The following is a 17,868-nucleotide window of genomic DNA, read 5'->3' as shown; positions in this document are numbered from 1 at the left end:
GTGCGCTCCGGCCGAAGTATGCGGGCAAGCTCGAAAGCAACGGCGGCGGGGGCTTGAACCTCGCTTATGCGAAAGGAAAGAGATGATCGTCAGACAGGAAACAAGCGGGGATTACGACGAGGTATACGGCTTGGTCAAGGAGGCGTTCGCGTCGGCCGAGCACAGCGATGGCAACGAGCACGACCTGGTTGCCGCCCTGCGAAAAAGCGCTGCGTTCGTACCCGAGCTCTCGCTTGTGGCCGAGGCGGATGGGAAAATCGTCGGGCACATTCTGTTCACCGAGGCGACGGTGGGCGACGATACCGTGCTCGCATTGGCCCCGCTCTCCGTTCTGCCCGCGTATCAGAAAACGGGCGTCGGCACGGCGCTGATGGAAAAAGGGCATCGGATCGCACGGGAGCTTGGCTACTCGTACTCGGTGGTTTTGGGAAGCGAAACGTACTATCCCCGTGTCGGGTATGCGTCTGCCGACGGGTTCGGGATCGAAGTTCCCGAGGGAGTGCCCCCTGAAAACTACATGGCGATCAAGCTGCAGGAAGATGCCGCTCCCGTTGCGGGCACGGTAGCGTACGCGGAAGAGTTCGGGATGTAGCGAACCGGGTCAATGCGACCTGCCTGCCCGTCTTGGGCCGTGGGCTTGCCGTGCGGCTCGACTCCCTGAAACGCCCATCAAAGCGTTCGCGATGGCGAGCGCCGCTTCAGTGCGGCTGCGGCCGGCTTCGTTGACACACCGCATCCATGAAATACAAGTATCATCCTCGCATTCCCATAATCTTTATATGACCGAAGGGGTACTATATAGAAAAACCGAGTCCGCTGGCATCGATGCTTCCAACGGGCGAGAACGGAGGCCTGCTTAGTGCTGGGAATCATGGACGATATCCTCGAGATCGTGTACGTGGTGGATATCGAAACGTACGAGCTGCTCTATCTCAACGAGTCCGGCAAGCAGCTGTTCGGGTTGGACGACGTTGCCGATCACAAGTGCTACCAGGCGCTTCAGGGATTCGATGATCCCTGTCCGTTCTGTACGAACAGCAAGCTCAAATCGGATGCCACATATACGTGGGAGCATTCGAACGCGCTCACGGGCAAGCGCTACCTGCTCAAAGACCGCCTCATCGATTGGGGGGGACGGGCGGCGCGCATCGAAGTCGCGGCTGATATGACCGCAAGCGAAGAGGACGATCTCGGTTTGCGCTATGCTCTGGACGCCGAGGGCATGGTGCTGCGTTGCGTCGACGATCTGTACCGCGAAGCCGACCTCGATACGGCTTCGAAGAGCATGCTGCGAATCATCGGCGAATGCCTCGAATCCGACCGCACGTACATCATCGAGTTCAGCGAAGGACTCGCGAACAACACCTACGAATGGTGTGCGGAAGGCATCGAGCCGGCTATCGACTTGTTGCAGGGGATCGACTTGCAGACCGTTGCGCGGTGGCTCGATCTCTTCGAGCAGGGCGAATGCGTGATTCTCGAAGATTTGGAGACCATCCGCGAAAGCTCCCCCGAAGAATACGGATTGCTAGTCCAGCAGAACATCAACAGCCTTGCCGTGGCGCCGCTCGAACAGAACGGGCAGATAATCGGCTGCATCGGCATCGACAATCCCCCTGTCGACCGCATACGCCATCTCGGCCCGCTGCTGCGCACGCTCGCGTACTTCTACCTCATGACGGTGCGTCGCATCGGCGACGAAGAAGAGCTGAGGTACCTCAGCTTTCACGACGGGCTGACCGGGTTGTACAACCGCAACCGATTCGCAGAGGACTGCAGTCGTCTCGAGGAAGCGGGAGGTCCGCTCGGTGTCTTGTACGTCGACGTAAACGGGCTCAAGACAATCAACGACAGTTTCGGCCATCTTAAAGGGGATACCGTGCTGCGCACATGCGCCCGGAAGATGGTCGAGGTGCTCGATGGAGCCGAGGTGTACCGCCTCGGCGGCGACGAGTTCGTTGCGTTGGCAAACGGTGTCGGGAGCGCCGAGTTCGAGGCGATGCGCTTGCGGCTCGAGCAATCGTTCGAGCAGGACGACGACGAGCTGCTCTACGTGTCGCTGGGAGCTAAGTGGTCGAACGATCCGAAGGATGTCGCCTCGATGCTCGCGGCGGCCGATGCGGCGATGTACGAGCAGAAGCGCTTCTTCCACATCGGGGAGGTGCGCGAGTCCCGCCGTCTCGCCAAATCCGAATCGACGTCGGCGCGCTACGACGGGTTGGGCGTTGATTCCGAAGACAGCGTTTTGCTCGACGAATACAACATGCTCATGAGCGCCATGCACGTAAGCGTGAGCAAGCATCTGTTCACCGAAAAGTTCGAGGTGCTCTGGGCGAACGATTTCTACTACGAGATGACGGGCTATACCCGCGAGGAGTACGACAAGCTATTCAACGGCAACTGCGGCGATTACTTCGCGGACTATCCCGAGGAGTACGGGATGCTCAGCCAGGTCGTCGTGAGCGCTTACGAGGCGGGCGAGCCCGGCTACGAATGCCTTATGCCCATGCCGATCAAAGGCGGCTCGCGCATGTGGATCCGCGTTGTGGGCAGATTCACGAGCGAGACGGCCGGGGGTTTCCCGGTGATTTACGCTACGTTCACGTGCGTGGACGATGTTGTGCAGCTTGAGCGGGAGCGCTCCATCGCCTTCGACGCGATTCCCGGCTTTGTCGCGCGCATCCGCATGCGAAAGAACGGCTTGAAGCTCCTGTATGGCAACGATCGCTTCGTCGATTTCTTCGGCCCTGTCGACGAGGCGGCCTCGCAAGCGCTGTTCAGGGAGAACGCGGCGATGAACCACGAGGTGATCAAGGAGAACTATCCGGCCATGCGCAGGGGCGAGTCCGTTTCGTTCGAGGTGGTCGGGCGGAGCAGGCGCGGCGAAGATGCGTCGTTTCGATTGTACGCTGATTGCATCGATTGGATCGAGGGGGACCCGGTGTATCTGGCCCTGTACCTCGATACGACCGAAATCACCCGGCAGCGAAGGCTCGTCGAAGAGGCGAACGAGAAGCTGCGGATGGTTGCGTACGTCGATCCGGTGACGGGCGGTCGGAACCGCACGAGCTTCGAGCACGACATAGCCGAGACGATCGGATCGAATCCTCCGAACACGTATGCGTTCGTGTCGATCGACCTTCAGAAGTTCAAGGTGATCAACGATTTGTTCGGTACCCGGTACGGTGATCTTACGCTCAAGTTCTTATACGGAAACTTCGAATCGCATCTCGAACACGGCGAGTACGTCGCTCGCATGTCGGCGGACCTGTTCTCGCTTCTGCTCAAAACCAACGGGAAGACGTCGATCGAAAATCGACTCGAGGCGATGGTGCAAGACGCGAACGCCCGCATCGCCCAGACGCTCGCCGACAACGAGATGGCCCGCCCCTACCTTGCTACGATGACCGCCGGCATCTACGTCATCGACAACCCCTCGCTGCCCATGGTGCAGATCCAGGACCGCGCCAATATGGCGCGCAAGAAGACGGGCGCCTTGACCGAAGGCGGCGCAGCGAGCGGGCGGGTGTGCACGTGCCGGTTCTACCGCAACGACGACAACGTTCGCCTGGCTGCCGAGAAGGACATGGAAAACCGTATGACGGTAGCGCTCGAGACGGGCGAGTTCGTCGTATACCTCCAGCCCAAGGTCGATCTTCGCAGCAAAGCCGTCGCGGGTGCCGAGGCGCTCGTCCGATGGGCCGACCCGGGAAGGGGCGTCGTGCCGCCGGACGAGTTCATCCCGCTGTTCGAGAAGAACGGTTTCGTCATCGAGCTCGACCTGTACGTGTTCGAGCAAGTCTGCGCGTTGCTGCGCGATTGGCTGCATGCGGGCGTGGCCCCCGTGCCCGTTTCGGTGAATTTCTCGCGGGCCCACCTGATCGACCCCTTGTTCCTGGAGCGCTTCGAGGCGATCCGGGAGTCTTACGGCGTGCCCACATCGTTCATCGAGCTCGAGCTCACCGAGACGCTCGTCTTCGAGAACCCGAAGCTGCTCGCCAGCGTTATCGACCGTCTCCACGGAGCGGGATACAGCTGTTCGATGGACGATTTCGGCAGCGGGTACTCGTCGCTCAACGTTCTCAAGGATCTTGCCGTCGATGTGCTCAAGCTCGACCGCGTGTTCTTCGAAGCGTTCGATTCGGCGGGATCGCGGTGCTCGGATGTGGTGGATGTGGTCATCGATCTCGCGCGGCGCCTCGACATGAAGACGGTTGCGGAAGGCGTCGAAACCGAGGAGCAAGCCGCGTTTCTGGCCGAGGCGGGGTGCGACATGATGCAGGGATACCTGTTCTCGCGTCCTGTCCCGATAGGCGATTTCGAGCGGCTGGCGTTCGGCGGCGAGGTGCATACGGGCGAATGAACCTGCCTTCTTCTGCGTTGCGCGCAGGGTTGCAGCACCGTCTGCGCGCAACGCGAAACGAAGCGGGTTCCTACACGAACCCGAACAGCATGCACAGGGCGGGCAGGAGCGTGGATGTCAGAGCCACCAGCAGCACGGTGGGAATCCACCCTATCCTCGCCATGTCGGACATGCGGTAGTAGCCGGTCGAGTACGTGAGGATGGGCACGCAGTCGAGCGGGAGCACGAAGGCGAGCGACGCGTGCAGGGCCACCACCATGAGCATGCAGTACATGCTGATGCCGAAATCGCCCGCTATGACGCCGAACGGATAGGCGAGGATGCCCGCCACGGCGGGGCCCACGGGAACTATGTTGTGCACGATGGCGCCGATGGCGGAGAGCACGACGAGCACGACGACGGGTATCCTCCAGCTTTCGGGCAGCGCTCCCACAACGGCTGTGACCATCCAGTCGCCGGCACCGGTGGCCACCACGAAGTGCGCCACCGAGAGGATGCACATGATCATGATCAGAACACCCCAGTTCATGCGCGAGACGAGTCCCTTGAACTCAAGCGTCGAGCATCCGGGAACCGAGAGTAGCACCACGGCGAAGATGGCGATCATGGCGGTGTTGAGCGCGGGAATCCACGAGCTTAGGATCCAGAACACCATGGCGAGCGCGATGATGACGACGGTCATCACCTCGGGGCGCGATATCCTTCCCATGTTCGACACTTCGGCCATGGTGGCATCGATGGAGGCCTGCGAGATGGGTTCGGGCTTGAAGAACCGGGTGATGATGAACCACGAGGCGAACAGCATGATGAGGCAGAACGGAAAGCCGAGCATCGACCATTCGATGAAGTTCATGTTCACGCCGAAGAGCGACGAGAAGAGCCCCACGGTGATCACGTTGCATCCGTTGCCGGTCATCACCGCGCAGCCACCGGCATACGATGCCCATGGAATGGCGATCATCATGGCCTTGCCCATGGGCGATTTGAGCTTTTCGGCTTCGTTGAGTTCGAGCAGGCGCTTGCCGACGGAGATAAACACGCCGCATGCGGCGACGTCGGACATGAAGAACGAGAGAAACGCCGTTGCGCACATGAAGCCGAGCAGCATCTTGTTGGTGTTGGTGCCCGACCAACGCAGAACGAACGCGGCGATGCGGGTGGGAATGGTGGTAGCGTCGAGCGCTACCGTGAATGCGAAGGTGCCCATGAGAAAGAACACCGTCGACCCCATGGCGTTCGCGTACGCTTCGTCGAAGGTGCATACGCCCATGATCGGCATCATGATGAGGACGAGCAACGCCGTTGCCGGCAAGGGCAGCGATTCGGTCACCCAGAGCAGGATGCCCGATGCGAGAATTCCCAGCACCATGCGGCCCTCGTAGGTGAGGCCCGCCGTCGGCGGGGCGAGCGCCGTTGCCGCGATGATGGCGACGGCGAGAAGTATGCACACTGCATTGCGCGGTCGAAGCGTGGTGCGCAGGATAGCTTCAGACACGGTTTACCCCCATATGGTAGATGTCCCCTTGCGAAAGCCGCATCCGGCAAACTCGCTTGCAGGGAACCGGTCGAGTTCGGACGAGGCGTTTGCTCGGGCCCCGTACAGCAGGGGCCCGAGAATCATGCGAACGAAACTTTACAACGCTCCCACCATAGGCGGAACAACGAGGAGGAATGCGCTGAAGAACACCATCGTCGCGATGGTGACGGGCAAGCCGCCCTTCCACATCTCGTTGAACTTGTAGTAGCCGCCGGCATAGGATACCAGCAGTACCGAGTCGAGCGGCACGAGGAAGCACAGGGCGCACCACAGGGCCAGCATGAGGATGGTCGCGGTGAAGTTGCCGCCCACGGCGGCAACCAAACCCAGAACAGGGGCGGTCACGAGAGCTGCAAGGCCGGGGCCCGAGGGGAAGAAGTTGTGCACGATGGCCAGCACGACGCTGATTACCATGAACAGCATGACGAAGCTCATGCCGGAGGTCACGCCGAGCAGCATGTTGACGATCCAGGCCACCGATCCGGCGGCGGACATGGCGGCGACGATGCCGTTGATGGAGGCCATCATGAGCAGGATGTCCCAGGGGCTCTCCGAACGGTACTGCTTGGTGGTGATCATGGACGTGCCGGGCAGGAACAGAAGGCCGAGTGCGATGAGCGCCACGAAGGTGGTGTTGAGCACGGGAATCCAGGAGCTTGCGATCCAGCACACGAGGGCGACCAGCAATACGCCGATGTTGAACTTCTCCTTGAAATCCATCGGCGGCAGGGCGGAAACCTCGCCGAGAAACGTGTCGACGGTCTCCTGGCTCAAGGGCTCGGGCTTGTATACCTTGATGAGGATGATCCAGCAGGCCACGAGGCTCAATGCCACGGGAACGATGGTGTAGCCGAACCATTCGGCAAACGTGATGGTCACGCCGCAGGCGGATTCGGCCAAGCCGAGCACGACGACGTTGATGGGGGTGCCGGAGGGCAGCAGGCAGCCGCCGAACATAACCGCGAAGGGAATGGCGAGGGCGAGGCAGCGGCCCATGTTCGATTCGCCGGGCTTAGCGCCGGCCGCACGCAAAAGCGATGCGGCGAAACCCATCATGATGGCCGTCAAGGCGATGTTCGACATGACCATGGAGATAATGGCGGATATGACCATGAAGCCCAAAATGACGAGGTTGATATTGCCCTTAACCATACGCACGACCATGGCTATCAGACGTTGCGGGAAGGTCGACACCCCGAGAAACGTCGTGAAGCCGAAGATGCCGACGAACATCCACAGCGAACTGGTGAACGTGGCGGCCCAGATGTCGTTGTAGGCCGCGATCCCCAAAAACCCGCACATCGCCACCATGACGAGGGAGGTGATGGGCAAGGGCAGCGCTTCGGTTGCCCACATGACGACCGCGGCGAGCAGAACCATGATGGCGGTTTGGCCTTCGCGGGTCAGATCGGGCGACCACAGCGGGCCGATCTGACCGATGATTATCAGTACGATGGCAACGGCAATCCATATCCATTTGAAGACTACCTTGTTGCTCTTGGCTGTTTCAGCCATTGTTACCCCTTCCTGTTACTTGTTGTTAGAACCCCCGCAGCGTCGATGACGGCGCTGCGGGGGAAGACCCCTCAAGGACGGTTTACGCGACGGCGCTCAGGAAGATGTCGCCCAGAACCACGTCTTCTGCGGTTGTGTCGGCGGCGAGGGCCACGTCCTCGTAGCCTTCGATCGATGCGGTGACGGTGTAGGCCTTCTCTTCCAGCTCTTTGAAGCGGAACTCTCCGAACTCGTCGGTGACGACGGATGCGACCTCGACGCCCTCGGCGTCGACGAGCTTCACCGTCGCGCCGATGACGACCTCGTTGATGGTCCTGTCCACCAGCACGCCGTACACCCAGCGCTTGGGAACGTTCACGTAGTACACGTGGGGATGGAGCTCGGCGGCGGCGGGCATGGGAACGGCTTTCTCGGGCACGTCCTCTTCATCCACCACTTTGAGCGCTCCCGTGGCGCATACGTCGACGCAGCGGGGAACCGTCCAGCCGTCGTCGAGCAGATGCGCGCAACCCGTGCACTTCTGGGGGAGGTCCAAAGCCTCGTTGTAGTAGACGACGCCGGCGGGGCAGGCGTCCGCAATGGCCTTTTGGCCCTTGGCCTTCACCGGGTCGATGATCACGAGGCCGTCTTCGCGGCGGTATACGGCACCGTCGGTTGCAGCCTCCATGCAGGCGGCGTTTTCGCAGTGCCCGCACATGACGGGGGCGTACTGCACCTTCACTTCGGGGATCTTGCCGCGTGTGGTCTGCTCGACCTTGCACCAGAACTGGCCGGTCGTGGGCTGTTCGGCGGCGATGGGGCTCCAATCGTTGCCGCAGTGTTCGTCTTTGCATGCCATCTGGCAACCGTAGCAGCCGTTGCACAGGCTGGCGTCAAACAGAATCGTCTTCATTATTTAAGCCTCCTGCAGGTAGTCGTAGACATTGGTGCCCGTCTCGATGGTGTAGTGCTCCGCTTCGAAGGCTTCGGGGTACTGCTCCATCAAAGCGTGGATGTCGCATTTGCGCACGCCCACCAAGAAGCCGCCCGTCACTTCGCCGGCCGCGTTCTTGGACGAGGTCTTGCTCGGGGCGATGAGGTTGTTCGCGCCGCCGCGGTCGATGCCTCCCACGCCGGTGACAATCGGATCGGTCTCGGCGCCGTGATCCTGCAGAACCGCGCCGGGAATGACGCGTTCGGTGATGTAGGCGCCGCCGAGCACCGTGCCGCGCTCGTTGAACACCTCGACGATATCGCCGTTTTCGATGCCGAGCTTCGCGGCATCGGTGGGATGGATCCAGACGGGCTCGTAGGCATAGCCGTCAATGCCCACCACCTTGCACGTTTCGATCTCGCGCGTCCACGGGCAGTCGTCGAAGTTGGCATGGATGCGCCAGCGCGGATGGTTGGAAACCAGCAGGAAGGGATAGTCCTTCGCGCGTTCGCAGCTGATGCGCTCCTGGTGGCTCTCAGACTCCTCGATCCACTTGGCAACGGGTTGGCGCTCCATGTCGTCGGGGAAGAAGTTGGCCAGGCCGGTGGAGTAGAACTCGATCTTGCCCGTGGGGGTCTCCATGGGGTTGTTCTCGGGGTCTTCGTAGAACTCGATCATGCCTGCGGGCTCCTGCTCCCAGCCCTCTCGGGTGGGCAGCATCTGATAGCCCTGCTTTTTGATCAGTTCGAGATCCTGCTCCTCTTCGGGCAGGCCCGATCCCTGATAGCCGACTTCCTGCCACTCCTCGACGGTCATGTCGCCCGAAAGGTGGCTCGCGCAGTCCTCGTAGACGCCGCCGTACTTTTCGAGCTTCTTGGCCACCTCGAGCACGGCCTCGTAGTCGGAGAGCGATTCGTGCTGGCGATCGCACGCCTTCTGCTCCCAGATGATGGAGTTGAACTGGCCGGAATACGTGTCGACGCCGAAGTCGTCCAGCTCGAGCGTCGTCGAGATGGGAAGGATCAGATCGGCGAACAGGGTGTCGTTCTCCATCCAGGGGTGCTCGACCAAGAAGAACTCGAGGTTGGGGTTCAAAAGCGCATCCTGGAACTCGTTGCCGCCGTTCCAGCAGGTGGACCAGCAGGGGGAGTCGGACCAGATCATCTTGATGCCGTGATCGCCGTCCTGCGGGAACTGGAACTTCTTGAACTGGTCGGTGCGGTGGTGGCGGCTCGTGGTGTGGCCGTACCATTCGACCTTCTCGCCCGGTTCGACGGTGATGCACTGGGGCACGAGGGTCTTCGGGATGAACGAAGCGGGAAGCTCGCCGAGCACGGAGCCGTGATAGCATGCGCGAACCTCGGGCAGGAAGTTTCCGGGAGGCAGCGGATTGAACGAGTCCATGCCGATGAGCGCCCATTCGATGAACTTCACCTGGTTGCGGCCCGGTTTGCCGACGGCCTGCATGGCGAGCAGGTACACCTCGAGGCGCGCGGGTTCGTGGGAGTAGCAGGAGCGGATGTAGGAGCCGCCGTTGCAGTGCCCGATCGACACGTTGTGCTTGGCCCAGTAGCGGGCGAGCGCCTTGATGCGGTAGGCGGGCACGTGGCATTTCTCCTCGGCCCATTCGGGCGTCTTCGGGACGCCGTCCTCGTTGCCGAGCACGTAGTACTCGAACCAGTCGAACCCTTCGGTATGGGTTTCGACGTAGTCTTTATCGAAGGTGCCCTCGGTCATCCAGACGTAGGCGATGGCCAGCTGGAGCGCGGCGTCGGTGTTCGGGAGCACGGGGATCCACATGTCGGAGTGGACGGCGTTGGCGTAGTTCACGTCGGGCGCGATGTGGATCTGCTTCACGCCGATCTCGGTGAACCAGAAGCACAGGCGCGACGCCTGCTGCCCCGACCAGCCCCATGGCGTAGTCTCGGGGTCGCATCCCCAGAACAGGACGGCGTCGGAGTTTTCGGAGATGTCTTTGAACAGGTTGTGCTGATGGGTGTTCTGGCCCAGGGGCTCGTTTCCCCAGGCGTGCTTGGCACCCCAGTACCAGCCCTCCCAGCTGTCGGGTTGGCGGGCCTGCATGGTCAAGCCGCCCGTCATGTCGAGGAGGTTCGCCATGGTACCGTGGGGCCCGTGAATGGAGCCCGTCTCGCCGTGGCCGTCGCCCTGGCAGAAGATGGAGTTGCGTCCGTAGGTCTCGTCGATGCGCACGATCTCGGAGGCGATGATGTCGGTCGCCTCATCCCAGCTGATGCGCTCGAATTTCGATTTGCCGCGGTTTTGCGGGTTGCGCTCGCCGTTCGGATCCCAGTCGACGCGCTTGAGCGGGAAGGGGATGCGGTTGGGGGAATACGTACGGGTCTTGTAGATGAAGGTGAACGGGGAGTTCAGCGTCTTCATGCCCGGCTCGAACGTATGGCCCTTCGCGTTGATGGTCCAGTAGTTCAGATCCTCTTTGGTGTAGTGCTCGTCGTAATGCACGGGGCGCATACGAACGATCTTTCCGTCCTTGGAGTCGACAGCGGTGAGGTTGGCGCCGTTGCCGAAAGAACATAGCGACATGTTCTTGTAGATTGTCTTGTCAGACGTCTTCATGCTCCTCCTACTTTCTTCGTCTTCTGCTGATGTCCCAAGCGAGGGGCGGGGCCTCGTCTTGCCTTGCCTGCGCCTGCCTGCTTGGGCGAGCGATCGTAGAATCTTGGCTCCCGCGCGCACAAAAGCGTTGATCCGATCCCCTATTGGGAGTGTATGGATCGGAGGCGGTGGTGAAAATAAGCGTCCCGTTGGGCTGCCTCCCGTTTTTGTGGGGCATGCGCGGGGCTTCGCATTTCGTTGACGCAGCTCAACGTTTCGTTGCCCCAGGCGGTCATCGAAGCTGTTCAGCGGTAGGAAAACGCGGCTGAGGTGCCGATTTGCATGCTTCATGCCGACCGTTGTTTGCGATTGTGGGCGCGCGGGCTGCCTCTTTGCCATATAATGGTCGCGATTCGGCCAGATCGATGTGGGGGTCAGCTATGAACATCGAATACTTGCACTACTTCTTGGACGTGGCGAAAACCAAATCCATCACCCGGGCGGCGAAGCTGAATTTCATCTCGCCCCAAGGCATGAGCCGGGCGATGAACGAGCTTGAAAAGGAGTTGGGCTGTCAGCTGCTCATCCGCTATTCCAACAAACTCGCCTTATCGCCCATCGGCGAGGAGCTGGCTCCCAAGGCGGCCGAGATCATCGGCGGCTACGACAGAATGCTCGAATTCGCCGCTGCGAAATCGCAGGTGCAGCAGGCGGGCGGCCACTCCATCCAGCTTGAATGCCAGAACGTCGCCATGCTGGCGTTTCTCACGCAGGAGGCGAAGGACTACATCTTCGAATCGCGCGAGATCCATTTTCGGGAATCGCAAAACTCCCAGATCAGGCATGATCTGCTACTGAGCAACGCGGGTGACCCATCGGGCGCTTGCCCCATCATCGGGCTCGTGTGCTTCTTCAATCAGGATCGCAGCTCCAACATCGGCGGCATCGACGACTTGGAAGAGAAGGGCTACCAGTACCGCCCCTATCTGAAAACCTACGACAAGGTGATGGTGAACGCGCAATCGCCGCTCGCTGCGAAGGAGACGCTCTCCGACGAGGATATCGTCTCGAAGCCTATTGCCTCCACGAACACCTACCTGTACAGCATCCTGTCCAAGCGGTTCGGCCGCAACGCCATCGGGCTCTCGAGCGCCGATTTCTCGTTGCGCAAAAGCATGGTCGAGTGCGATTCGGCCGTGTCGTTTTTACCTGCCATCGCCTCGCTTACCATGGCGGAGGAGACGGGGTTCGTCCTGCGCGACATGGAGCGCTCCTACGAGGTGGAGATCGGGTTCGTCGGCATGGAATCCGATATGGAATCCGCGTGCTTCCAGGGCCTTATGGACATCTTGGACGGGTTCTATCGCGCCCATACCGATTCGGGGCTGTACGCCCTGTGCGATTGATCTACGCGCTGGGCGTTCGGGCGGTTCTCGCTCGGAAGCCCGCGCGGGGCGCTTGGCTGGCTCTTCCGCTCGGCTGACATCGCGGGGCGGCTTGGCTGGCTTCTCGTCCGCCCGGTCGGCCCATCAACGCGAACAGCCCCGCACGGGGCTGTTCGATGTTCGTTGCGTTTCGAGGCGGGGGCTGTTGCTGCGGTCGCTTTAGGCGGTCGGGGCCTTGGGCGCTCCGGGGGCTTTCGGGGCGCCGGGTGCCTTGGGCGCCCCCGGCGCTTTCGGCGCTCCGGGAGCCTTGGGCGCTCCGGGCGATGCGGCCCCCGATGCAGCGAAACCGCACTCCTCGCATACGGTTGCAGAGATGGGGTTCTCGTGACCGCACATGGGGCAAGCGATCACGTTAGCGTTCACGGCTGCTGGTCTGAAGCACATAGATTCCTCCAATCGGTTGGCTTACGGCTTCTCAGCATAGGGGAGCGGCTCGTTGCTTAACAGCAGCCGGATATTGATGCTCCCCAACGAAAACTGTGGGGTAAGGTTTTCGGCGATCCTTCGGTGGAGCCTGCGCGCCGCCGGTTCGCTGCGTGCATGCGCGCCGCTGCCTCGCCGAGGGCCTGAGCGTTTGCCTGCGTGTTGGGGCTGGCCCTGCACGCGATAGAGCCGGCCGGTGCGTGCTGGGCCTACTCGGTGCGTGCCGAAATCGGTTGCGTACGCTGAAGGTGCTCGGGCATTGCTGGCGGATCCGCGTCGATGCGCACAGAAGGTTTCCGGGCATTGCTGCCGGTTCTGCATTGGAATTGCAGATATCATGACAAAAACCGCCGTTCTGAAGGGTTTTCTCGATCTTGAAAGCATTCGGAGAATGCTTGACGACCGCAGCCCGGGGACCACGTGCAATCGCGGGATCTTGATCAGGCGATTCGATAGAGCCTACGAAAAACTTGAAATGCTACCGAAATAGGTGCAACTTCAGAACGGCGATTATTGTGTGGTTTGATAGACCCAACTTGAAGTTGGCGGAAAACGAGAGGTTTTCGTCGCTTCGCGAGCCGAATCGGAGCAAGTCCGCCATCGGCATGCCGCTGATCGGGATCGATCTGGCCGGCCGGCTCAAGACGGCTTGTTTCGGAGGTGCGAGCGGCGATACGGCGACGAAAACCTTCCGTTTTCTGCCGCAAGTTCCGCTTCGGCGTTTCCTGGCGACCGATCGTGGAGCGAAGGTGCTTTTCGCGCTTTTACGGAGCTGCGCGGATTCCGGCTTAACGCTTGGGCGGGATTGCGCGTCCAGCTCTATGCGGTATGGCGGATGCTTCGGGATCACACGGTGCCAAGCCGCCTCCTTTGACGGCGATAGTGCCCGAGATGCACGGGATCGTCGGATCGCCCTGATTCGAGGCCGCGCTTCGCAGTCCCCGATCAGCTGGGGCTAGCTCCTCTGCGGCCGACACCGAACATCGCGTATCCTCTATTTGTTGCGGAGCCTCCCGTTTTCGTTGGCCTGATCTCGGCGTATTTTTCCGACGGGTACGTATCATGTGAGTACTGCAAGCTACTGATTGGAGGATGAAATGCTTGGACCGCTTGGTGGAGATCGCCTGTGGAACCCGAAGGAGCTCGACAAGTGCAGGGCCGCAGCGCAGGAGCTCGTCGACGCCCAGGATAAGGCCGCAGAGGAAGGCGGCATCATCTACGGATACATGTACACCATGAACAACAGCAACTACGGATACAAGGGCGACGATCTCGAATTCAAAAGCGCTGCGGAAATCGCCGCATTCGACGCGAACGGCCAGGTGAAAGAGACCTACGTCGTATACAAGCAAGGGTAGGGCAGACACTTTCTTGTTGCAACCGAACACTTGGGGGCCGCATGATGGATGCGGCCCCCATAAACCAAGTTGCCCTTGCGGCTCGACGCGGAACGCGTCAGGGCGCGAGGGCTTTCTTTCGCCCCAATGCCTTCGCGCGCAATCAGCGCTCCGTCAGGAGGTCGAAAAGCTCCTGCTTGGAGTGGATGTCGAGCTTCTTGTAGATCCTCGTCATATGCGTTCTTACGGTTCCTTCGGCAAGCACCAACTCGTTGCATATGTAGGGAACGCTTCTTCCCTGGGCGAGCAGTTCGAGTATCTCTCCCTCGCGTTTCGTGAGGCGGTACCGTTCGGAAAGCGCCTTGCTTCGCTGTATCACGCCATCGAAAGGATTGACGTTTTCGGCGAATGCATCGTTTTCGGAATCGAAACCAGCTGCCGCCTTCTTATCGGCCGATGCGACGTTCGGGGAGGCCACTAAAACGACGAGGAGGTAGGCAACGACAACGATTGCGATGTTGGCGATCGATCCGATGGATTCAAAGAAGAACATCCAGCAAAGAGCAAGAACCCATGAAAACCCGGCAGCTAATCCGGCAACGGCTATGCCAGCCGATGGCATTTTCCTCATGCTGTCAACGACGGCGAACGTAAATATGAGCTGGCAGAACAGCTCGATGGCCGAGTTCAGGGTGATGCGCGTCGTCGCGTCGAGGGAATCTCCGGCCACTGCGAGGATCAGAAAGCATCCTATGAGCACCAGCAGGGGAATGTGGTAGCGGCTTTTACTCGGATTCTTGAAGAACACCCAGAAGGAGACAAGCGCGACTGCGAGAAAGAGGGCTATCATCAACGCCAGCGACCCTGCGAACATGGAGCCATTGACGCGCTGGTCGCCCCAAACGCCGCCGTTGCTCGATCCTCTGAGGGCTATCATGGCAAGGGTGATCATTGCCAGCTGAAGAACCTGTCCTCGGTTGACGGAAAAAGATCGAGCTACCGCTCGGAGCTGCTCGCCCATGCCGAGCGTGCGGGGCTTGTCGTCGCGGGTGGGGGATGCGGCGGCGATATCGAAGCGCTCGAGCAGTTTGAAGGCTGCGAACAGGGCGATAAACACGATGATCACCAAAACCAGCGCTGCGGTAACCTGATCGCCCGAACCGCCCAGGTCTTGAACGAAGGCGCTGGCGATCGCCGAAAGAGAGCTCGAAATCGAACAGCAGACAACGACATGCCAGAGCGATCCCGTACGTCCAAGGATGCTGTACGCGCACAGCGTTCCCCAGGCGTTGCCTATGCCGAGCAGTGCCCCGCCCACAAGGAACATGCTGCCAGGGTCTATGATCGATTGGTTCGACGCGAGCCCGAACATTCCCGTCCCCATGAGCATCAGTACGGGAACGAGCGGAAAAATCGGCGTGCGCAATCCGATGGCTTTACTGCCAAGCAATGCGAAAACGATCACGAACAAGGCGCTTGTTGTCATGAAGCCGAATCTGCCGGAGGATGCAAGAGCCTGATCGCCTGCGGCAACGAAAGCGGGGCTGTAACCGACAAGGTTGAACCAGGTGCCCCTCGCGGCCAAGGCGACCGTCGTGCAGGCAAGGACTGCAGCTTTCAACGTGCCGCTTGACGTCACGGGATGTTCCTCCGTTTCCCTTCGGTAGGGTAATCCGTTTCATATTACATCGGCGAATGCCGAAAAATACGATGATTGATCGGACTTCTGCCGCATGCGCGGCGTTCCTATTATACAGGTGTCCGCAGATGTTCGTTCGGCGAACGGAGTACGGGCGCTGCGCGGGGGTTCGTGTCGCCGTTGTCGTACGGCACTCGGGCGAAGGCGCAAAGGAATACGCTCAACAAGGAAAGGTGAGAACATGAAGCAGGGAAGTGTGAGCAGGAGGGGCTTCATAAAGGGGGCCGGTATTGCGGGGCTGGGTATCGCGGCTCTCGGCGCATTGCCCGCATGCGCGAGCCAGGGCAACGGTTCGCAAGGCGCAACAGGGGCGCAGGATGTCCCATGGGACGTAGAGACCGATGTGCTCGTTGTCGGTTCTGGCACGTCGGCCTTTGCGGCCCTGGTTGCGAAGGCAAACGGCGTAGAGAACGTTACCATTATCGAGAAAAGCTCCATCTGGGGAGGTACGTCTGCTACATCGGGCGGAACGCTCTGGATCCCTCTGTTCTATGCGGGGCAGGATGCGGGTATGGCCGATACACGGGAAGACGCCTTGAAGTACATGAAGGCAGTCGCAGCGGGGCGCGGCAACGAAGCTGCTATGGAGCTGTACGTCGACAACGCCAACGCGCTGCTCGAGTGGACGCGTGACACGTTCGGGTGGGAATGGGTTGCAGATACGCCGGGTATGGGCTTCAAAGACTATTACGAGCCTTACGACGGCTTCAGATCCCAAGGCCGGCAGGCGAGTCTGGGCAACGGCGGAGCGGGACTTTGGTCGCAGCTGCAGCAGGATGTCAAGGATCAGGGAATCGAAGTGCTTATGGGTACGGCGGCTGAAGAGATCATCGTCGACGAAACGGGCACGGTCATCGGCGTGAAGGCGACCGATGGCGGAAAGGAAATGCGCATCAAGGCCAACCAATGCGTCGTTCTGGGAACAGGCGGTTTCGACCATAATCCGGATATGGTGCGTGCGTTTCAATCGGTGCCGATTTACGTAACGAACGCCGCCGAAGGAAACGTGGGGGACGCTCAGGCGATGGGCGTTTCGGTGGGAGCCGCTCTTTCGAATATGGATACCAACTGGGGCGTACCGAGCTTTTTACCCGAGCCGTTCGACGAGAACGCCGATGCCGTGTTCAGTATTTCTCTGACGGACTGGGGTATCTACCGAAGCGGCGCGGGCAGTATCGTAGTGAACAAAGACGGCAGGCGTTTTGCGAACGAGTCCTCGGCCTACGCGGTGTTCAATAGGGCATTCGGGAATTACGATACAGCGAAACCGGGCTTTGCCAACATTCCGGCGGTGTGGATTTGCGACAGTAATTACCTCGCAAGCGGAGGCGGGCTGCTTCCTGGCATGAAGGCGGCGGAGGATCCGATTCCCGAGAATTTCTTCAAAGCGGACACGCTCGAAGAGATAGCCGAGCATTTCGGAATCGACCCGCAGGGGCTTACCGACGAGGTCGTAAAATTCAATGGATACGCCGAGCAGGGAATCGATCTTGATTGGCATAGGGGCGAGAAGGATGCAGACAAGGCCGTGGGGGCGTATCACCCCTACTTGAGCGAGCTGCCCAATCCCGTGCTCGCTCCGCTCGCAACGCCACCGTTTTACGCTTCGTTGTACGTTCCGGGCACGTGCGGCACCAATGGCGGCCTGAAAACCAACGAGTACGCTCAAGTCGTTGATGCGAGGGGAAACGTTATTCCCGGCTTGCTGGCGGTAGGAAACTGCAGCGCCAGCATCACGGGCGGTCAGTATTGCGGAGCAGGTATGACGCTCGGTGCGGGTGCGGTTATGAGCTGGATCGGCATTAAGAACATGCTGGGAAACCTGTAAGAGGCGCGCGCCGTACGCTCGCGCGGTACGGGTTTGCGTATGCGACCCGTCGACCGGCCGCATACGCGTCCAGGTTCTGCCGGGCAAACGGGGCTCCTGCGAGGGAGCCCCGTTGCATGTTCGGGGCTTCGCATGGAAGCGAAGCGGTTCCATGCGATCGGCCGCATAAACGGTACCGATCCTCGTGTAGGTCCTCGTGTAGGTGTTCGGCGATCAGGGCAACGACAATAAGAA

At 60.4% G+C, this 17,868-nt stretch carries 10 protein-coding genes; 5 read left to right on the top strand and 5 right to left on the bottom strand.

What is annotated here, in order from left to right:
* Positions 1-82 precede the first annotated feature (82 nt).
* Positions 83-592, top strand: a complete 510-nt coding sequence (locus tag MWL89_RS10090) for a GNAT family N-acetyltransferase (RefSeq protein WP_244385923.1) — start codon at positions 83-85, stop codon at positions 590-592.
* A gap of 267 nt (positions 593-859) precedes the next feature.
* Positions 860-4,363 (top strand): bifunctional diguanylate cyclase/phosphodiesterase, encoded by a 3,504-nt coding sequence (locus MWL89_RS10085; RefSeq protein ID WP_244385922.1) that lies wholly within the window; start codon positions 860-862, stop codon positions 4,361-4,363.
* A 70-nt stretch (positions 4,364-4,433) separates the two neighbouring features.
* Here the strand turns inward: MWL89_RS10085 and MWL89_RS10080 are convergent, their stop codons facing one another.
* From MWL89_RS10080 to MWL89_RS10065, 4 genes are all read right to left on the bottom strand, one after another.
* Positions 4,434-5,858, bottom strand: a complete 1,425-nt coding sequence (locus MWL89_RS10080) for an SLC13 family permease (RefSeq protein WP_244385921.1) — start codon at positions 5,856-5,858, stop codon at positions 4,434-4,436.
* A gap of 138 nt (positions 5,859-5,996) precedes the next feature.
* Entirely contained in the window at positions 5,997-7,415 is a 1,419-nt protein-coding gene (locus MWL89_RS10075) for an SLC13 family permease (RefSeq protein WP_102377817.1), read from the bottom strand.
* Between the two features lie 82 nt (positions 7,416-7,497).
* A complete protein-coding gene (locus MWL89_RS10070; protein WP_102377818.1) occupies positions 7,498-8,307 on the bottom strand; it encodes a 4Fe-4S dicluster domain-containing protein in 810 nt (269 codons plus the stop codon).
* A 3-nt stretch (positions 8,308-8,310) separates the two neighbouring features.
* Positions 8,311-10,923 carry a molybdopterin dinucleotide binding domain-containing protein gene (locus tag MWL89_RS10065; protein ID WP_102377819.1) on the bottom strand — a complete coding sequence of 871 codons (2,613 nt, stop codon included), beginning with the start codon at positions 10,921-10,923 and terminating at the stop codon, positions 8,311-8,313.
* 419 nt (positions 10,924-11,342) lie between these two features.
* On the opposite strand from MWL89_RS10065, the gene MWL89_RS10060 reads away from it, so the two are divergent.
* Complete coding sequence (locus MWL89_RS10060; protein ID WP_244385920.1) at positions 11,343-12,308, top strand: LysR family transcriptional regulator; 966 nt, start codon at positions 11,343-11,345, stop codon at positions 12,306-12,308.
* Between the two features lie 1,559 nt (positions 12,309-13,867).
* Entirely contained in the window at positions 13,868-14,128 is a 261-nt protein-coding gene (locus MWL89_RS10055; RefSeq protein ID WP_102377822.1) for a hypothetical protein, read from the top strand.
* Positions 14,129-14,270: 142 nt separating this feature from the next.
* Here the strand turns inward: MWL89_RS10055 and MWL89_RS10050 are convergent, their stop codons facing one another.
* Positions 14,271-15,746 carry a response regulator transcription factor gene (locus MWL89_RS10050; protein WP_244385919.1) on the bottom strand — a complete coding sequence of 492 codons (1,476 nt, stop codon included), beginning with the start codon at positions 15,744-15,746 and terminating at the stop codon, positions 14,271-14,273.
* A gap of 241 nt (positions 15,747-15,987) precedes the next feature.
* Between MWL89_RS10050 and MWL89_RS10045 the strand changes: the two genes are divergently transcribed.
* Positions 15,988-17,634, top strand: coding sequence for an FAD-binding protein (locus tag MWL89_RS10045; RefSeq protein ID WP_180994998.1), 1,647 nt, complete (start codon positions 15,988-15,990; stop codon positions 17,632-17,634).
* The last annotated feature ends 234 nt before the right edge of the window (positions 17,635-17,868 follow it).

The sequence above is a fragment of the Raoultibacter timonensis genome, from assembly GCF_022845715.1.
GTDB lineage: Bacteria > Actinomycetota > Coriobacteriia > Coriobacteriales > Eggerthellaceae > Raoultibacter > Raoultibacter timonensis.
This window is presented reverse-complemented; position numbering and strand designations above follow the sequence as displayed.

What these genes read in the sequence shown, in the direction of transcription:
- MWL89_RS10055 (WP_102377822.1), top strand. Translation starts at nt 13,868, where the DNA reads ATGCTTGGACCGCTTGGTGGAGATCGCCTGTGGAACCCGAAGGAGCTC.
- MWL89_RS10045 (WP_180994998.1), top strand. Translation starts at nt 15,988, where the DNA reads ATGAAGCAGGGAAGTGTGAGCAGGAGGGGCTTCATAAAGGGGGCCGGT.
- MWL89_RS10060 (WP_244385920.1), top strand. Translation starts at nt 11,343, where the DNA reads ATGAACATCGAATACTTGCACTACTTCTTGGACGTGGCGAAAACCAAA.
- MWL89_RS10090 (WP_244385923.1), top strand. Translation starts at nt 83, where the DNA reads ATGATCGTCAGACAGGAAACAAGCGGGGATTACGACGAGGTATACGGC.
- MWL89_RS10075 (WP_102377817.1), bottom strand. Translation starts at nt 7,415, where the DNA reads ATGGCTGAAACAGCCAAGAGCAACAAGGTAGTCTTCAAATGGATATGG.
- MWL89_RS10070 (WP_102377818.1), bottom strand. Translation starts at nt 8,307, where the DNA reads ATGAAGACGATTCTGTTTGACGCCAGCCTGTGCAACGGCTGCTACGGT.
- MWL89_RS10065 (WP_102377819.1), bottom strand. Translation starts at nt 10,923, where the DNA reads ATGAAGACGTCTGACAAGACAATCTACAAGAACATGTCGCTATGTTCT.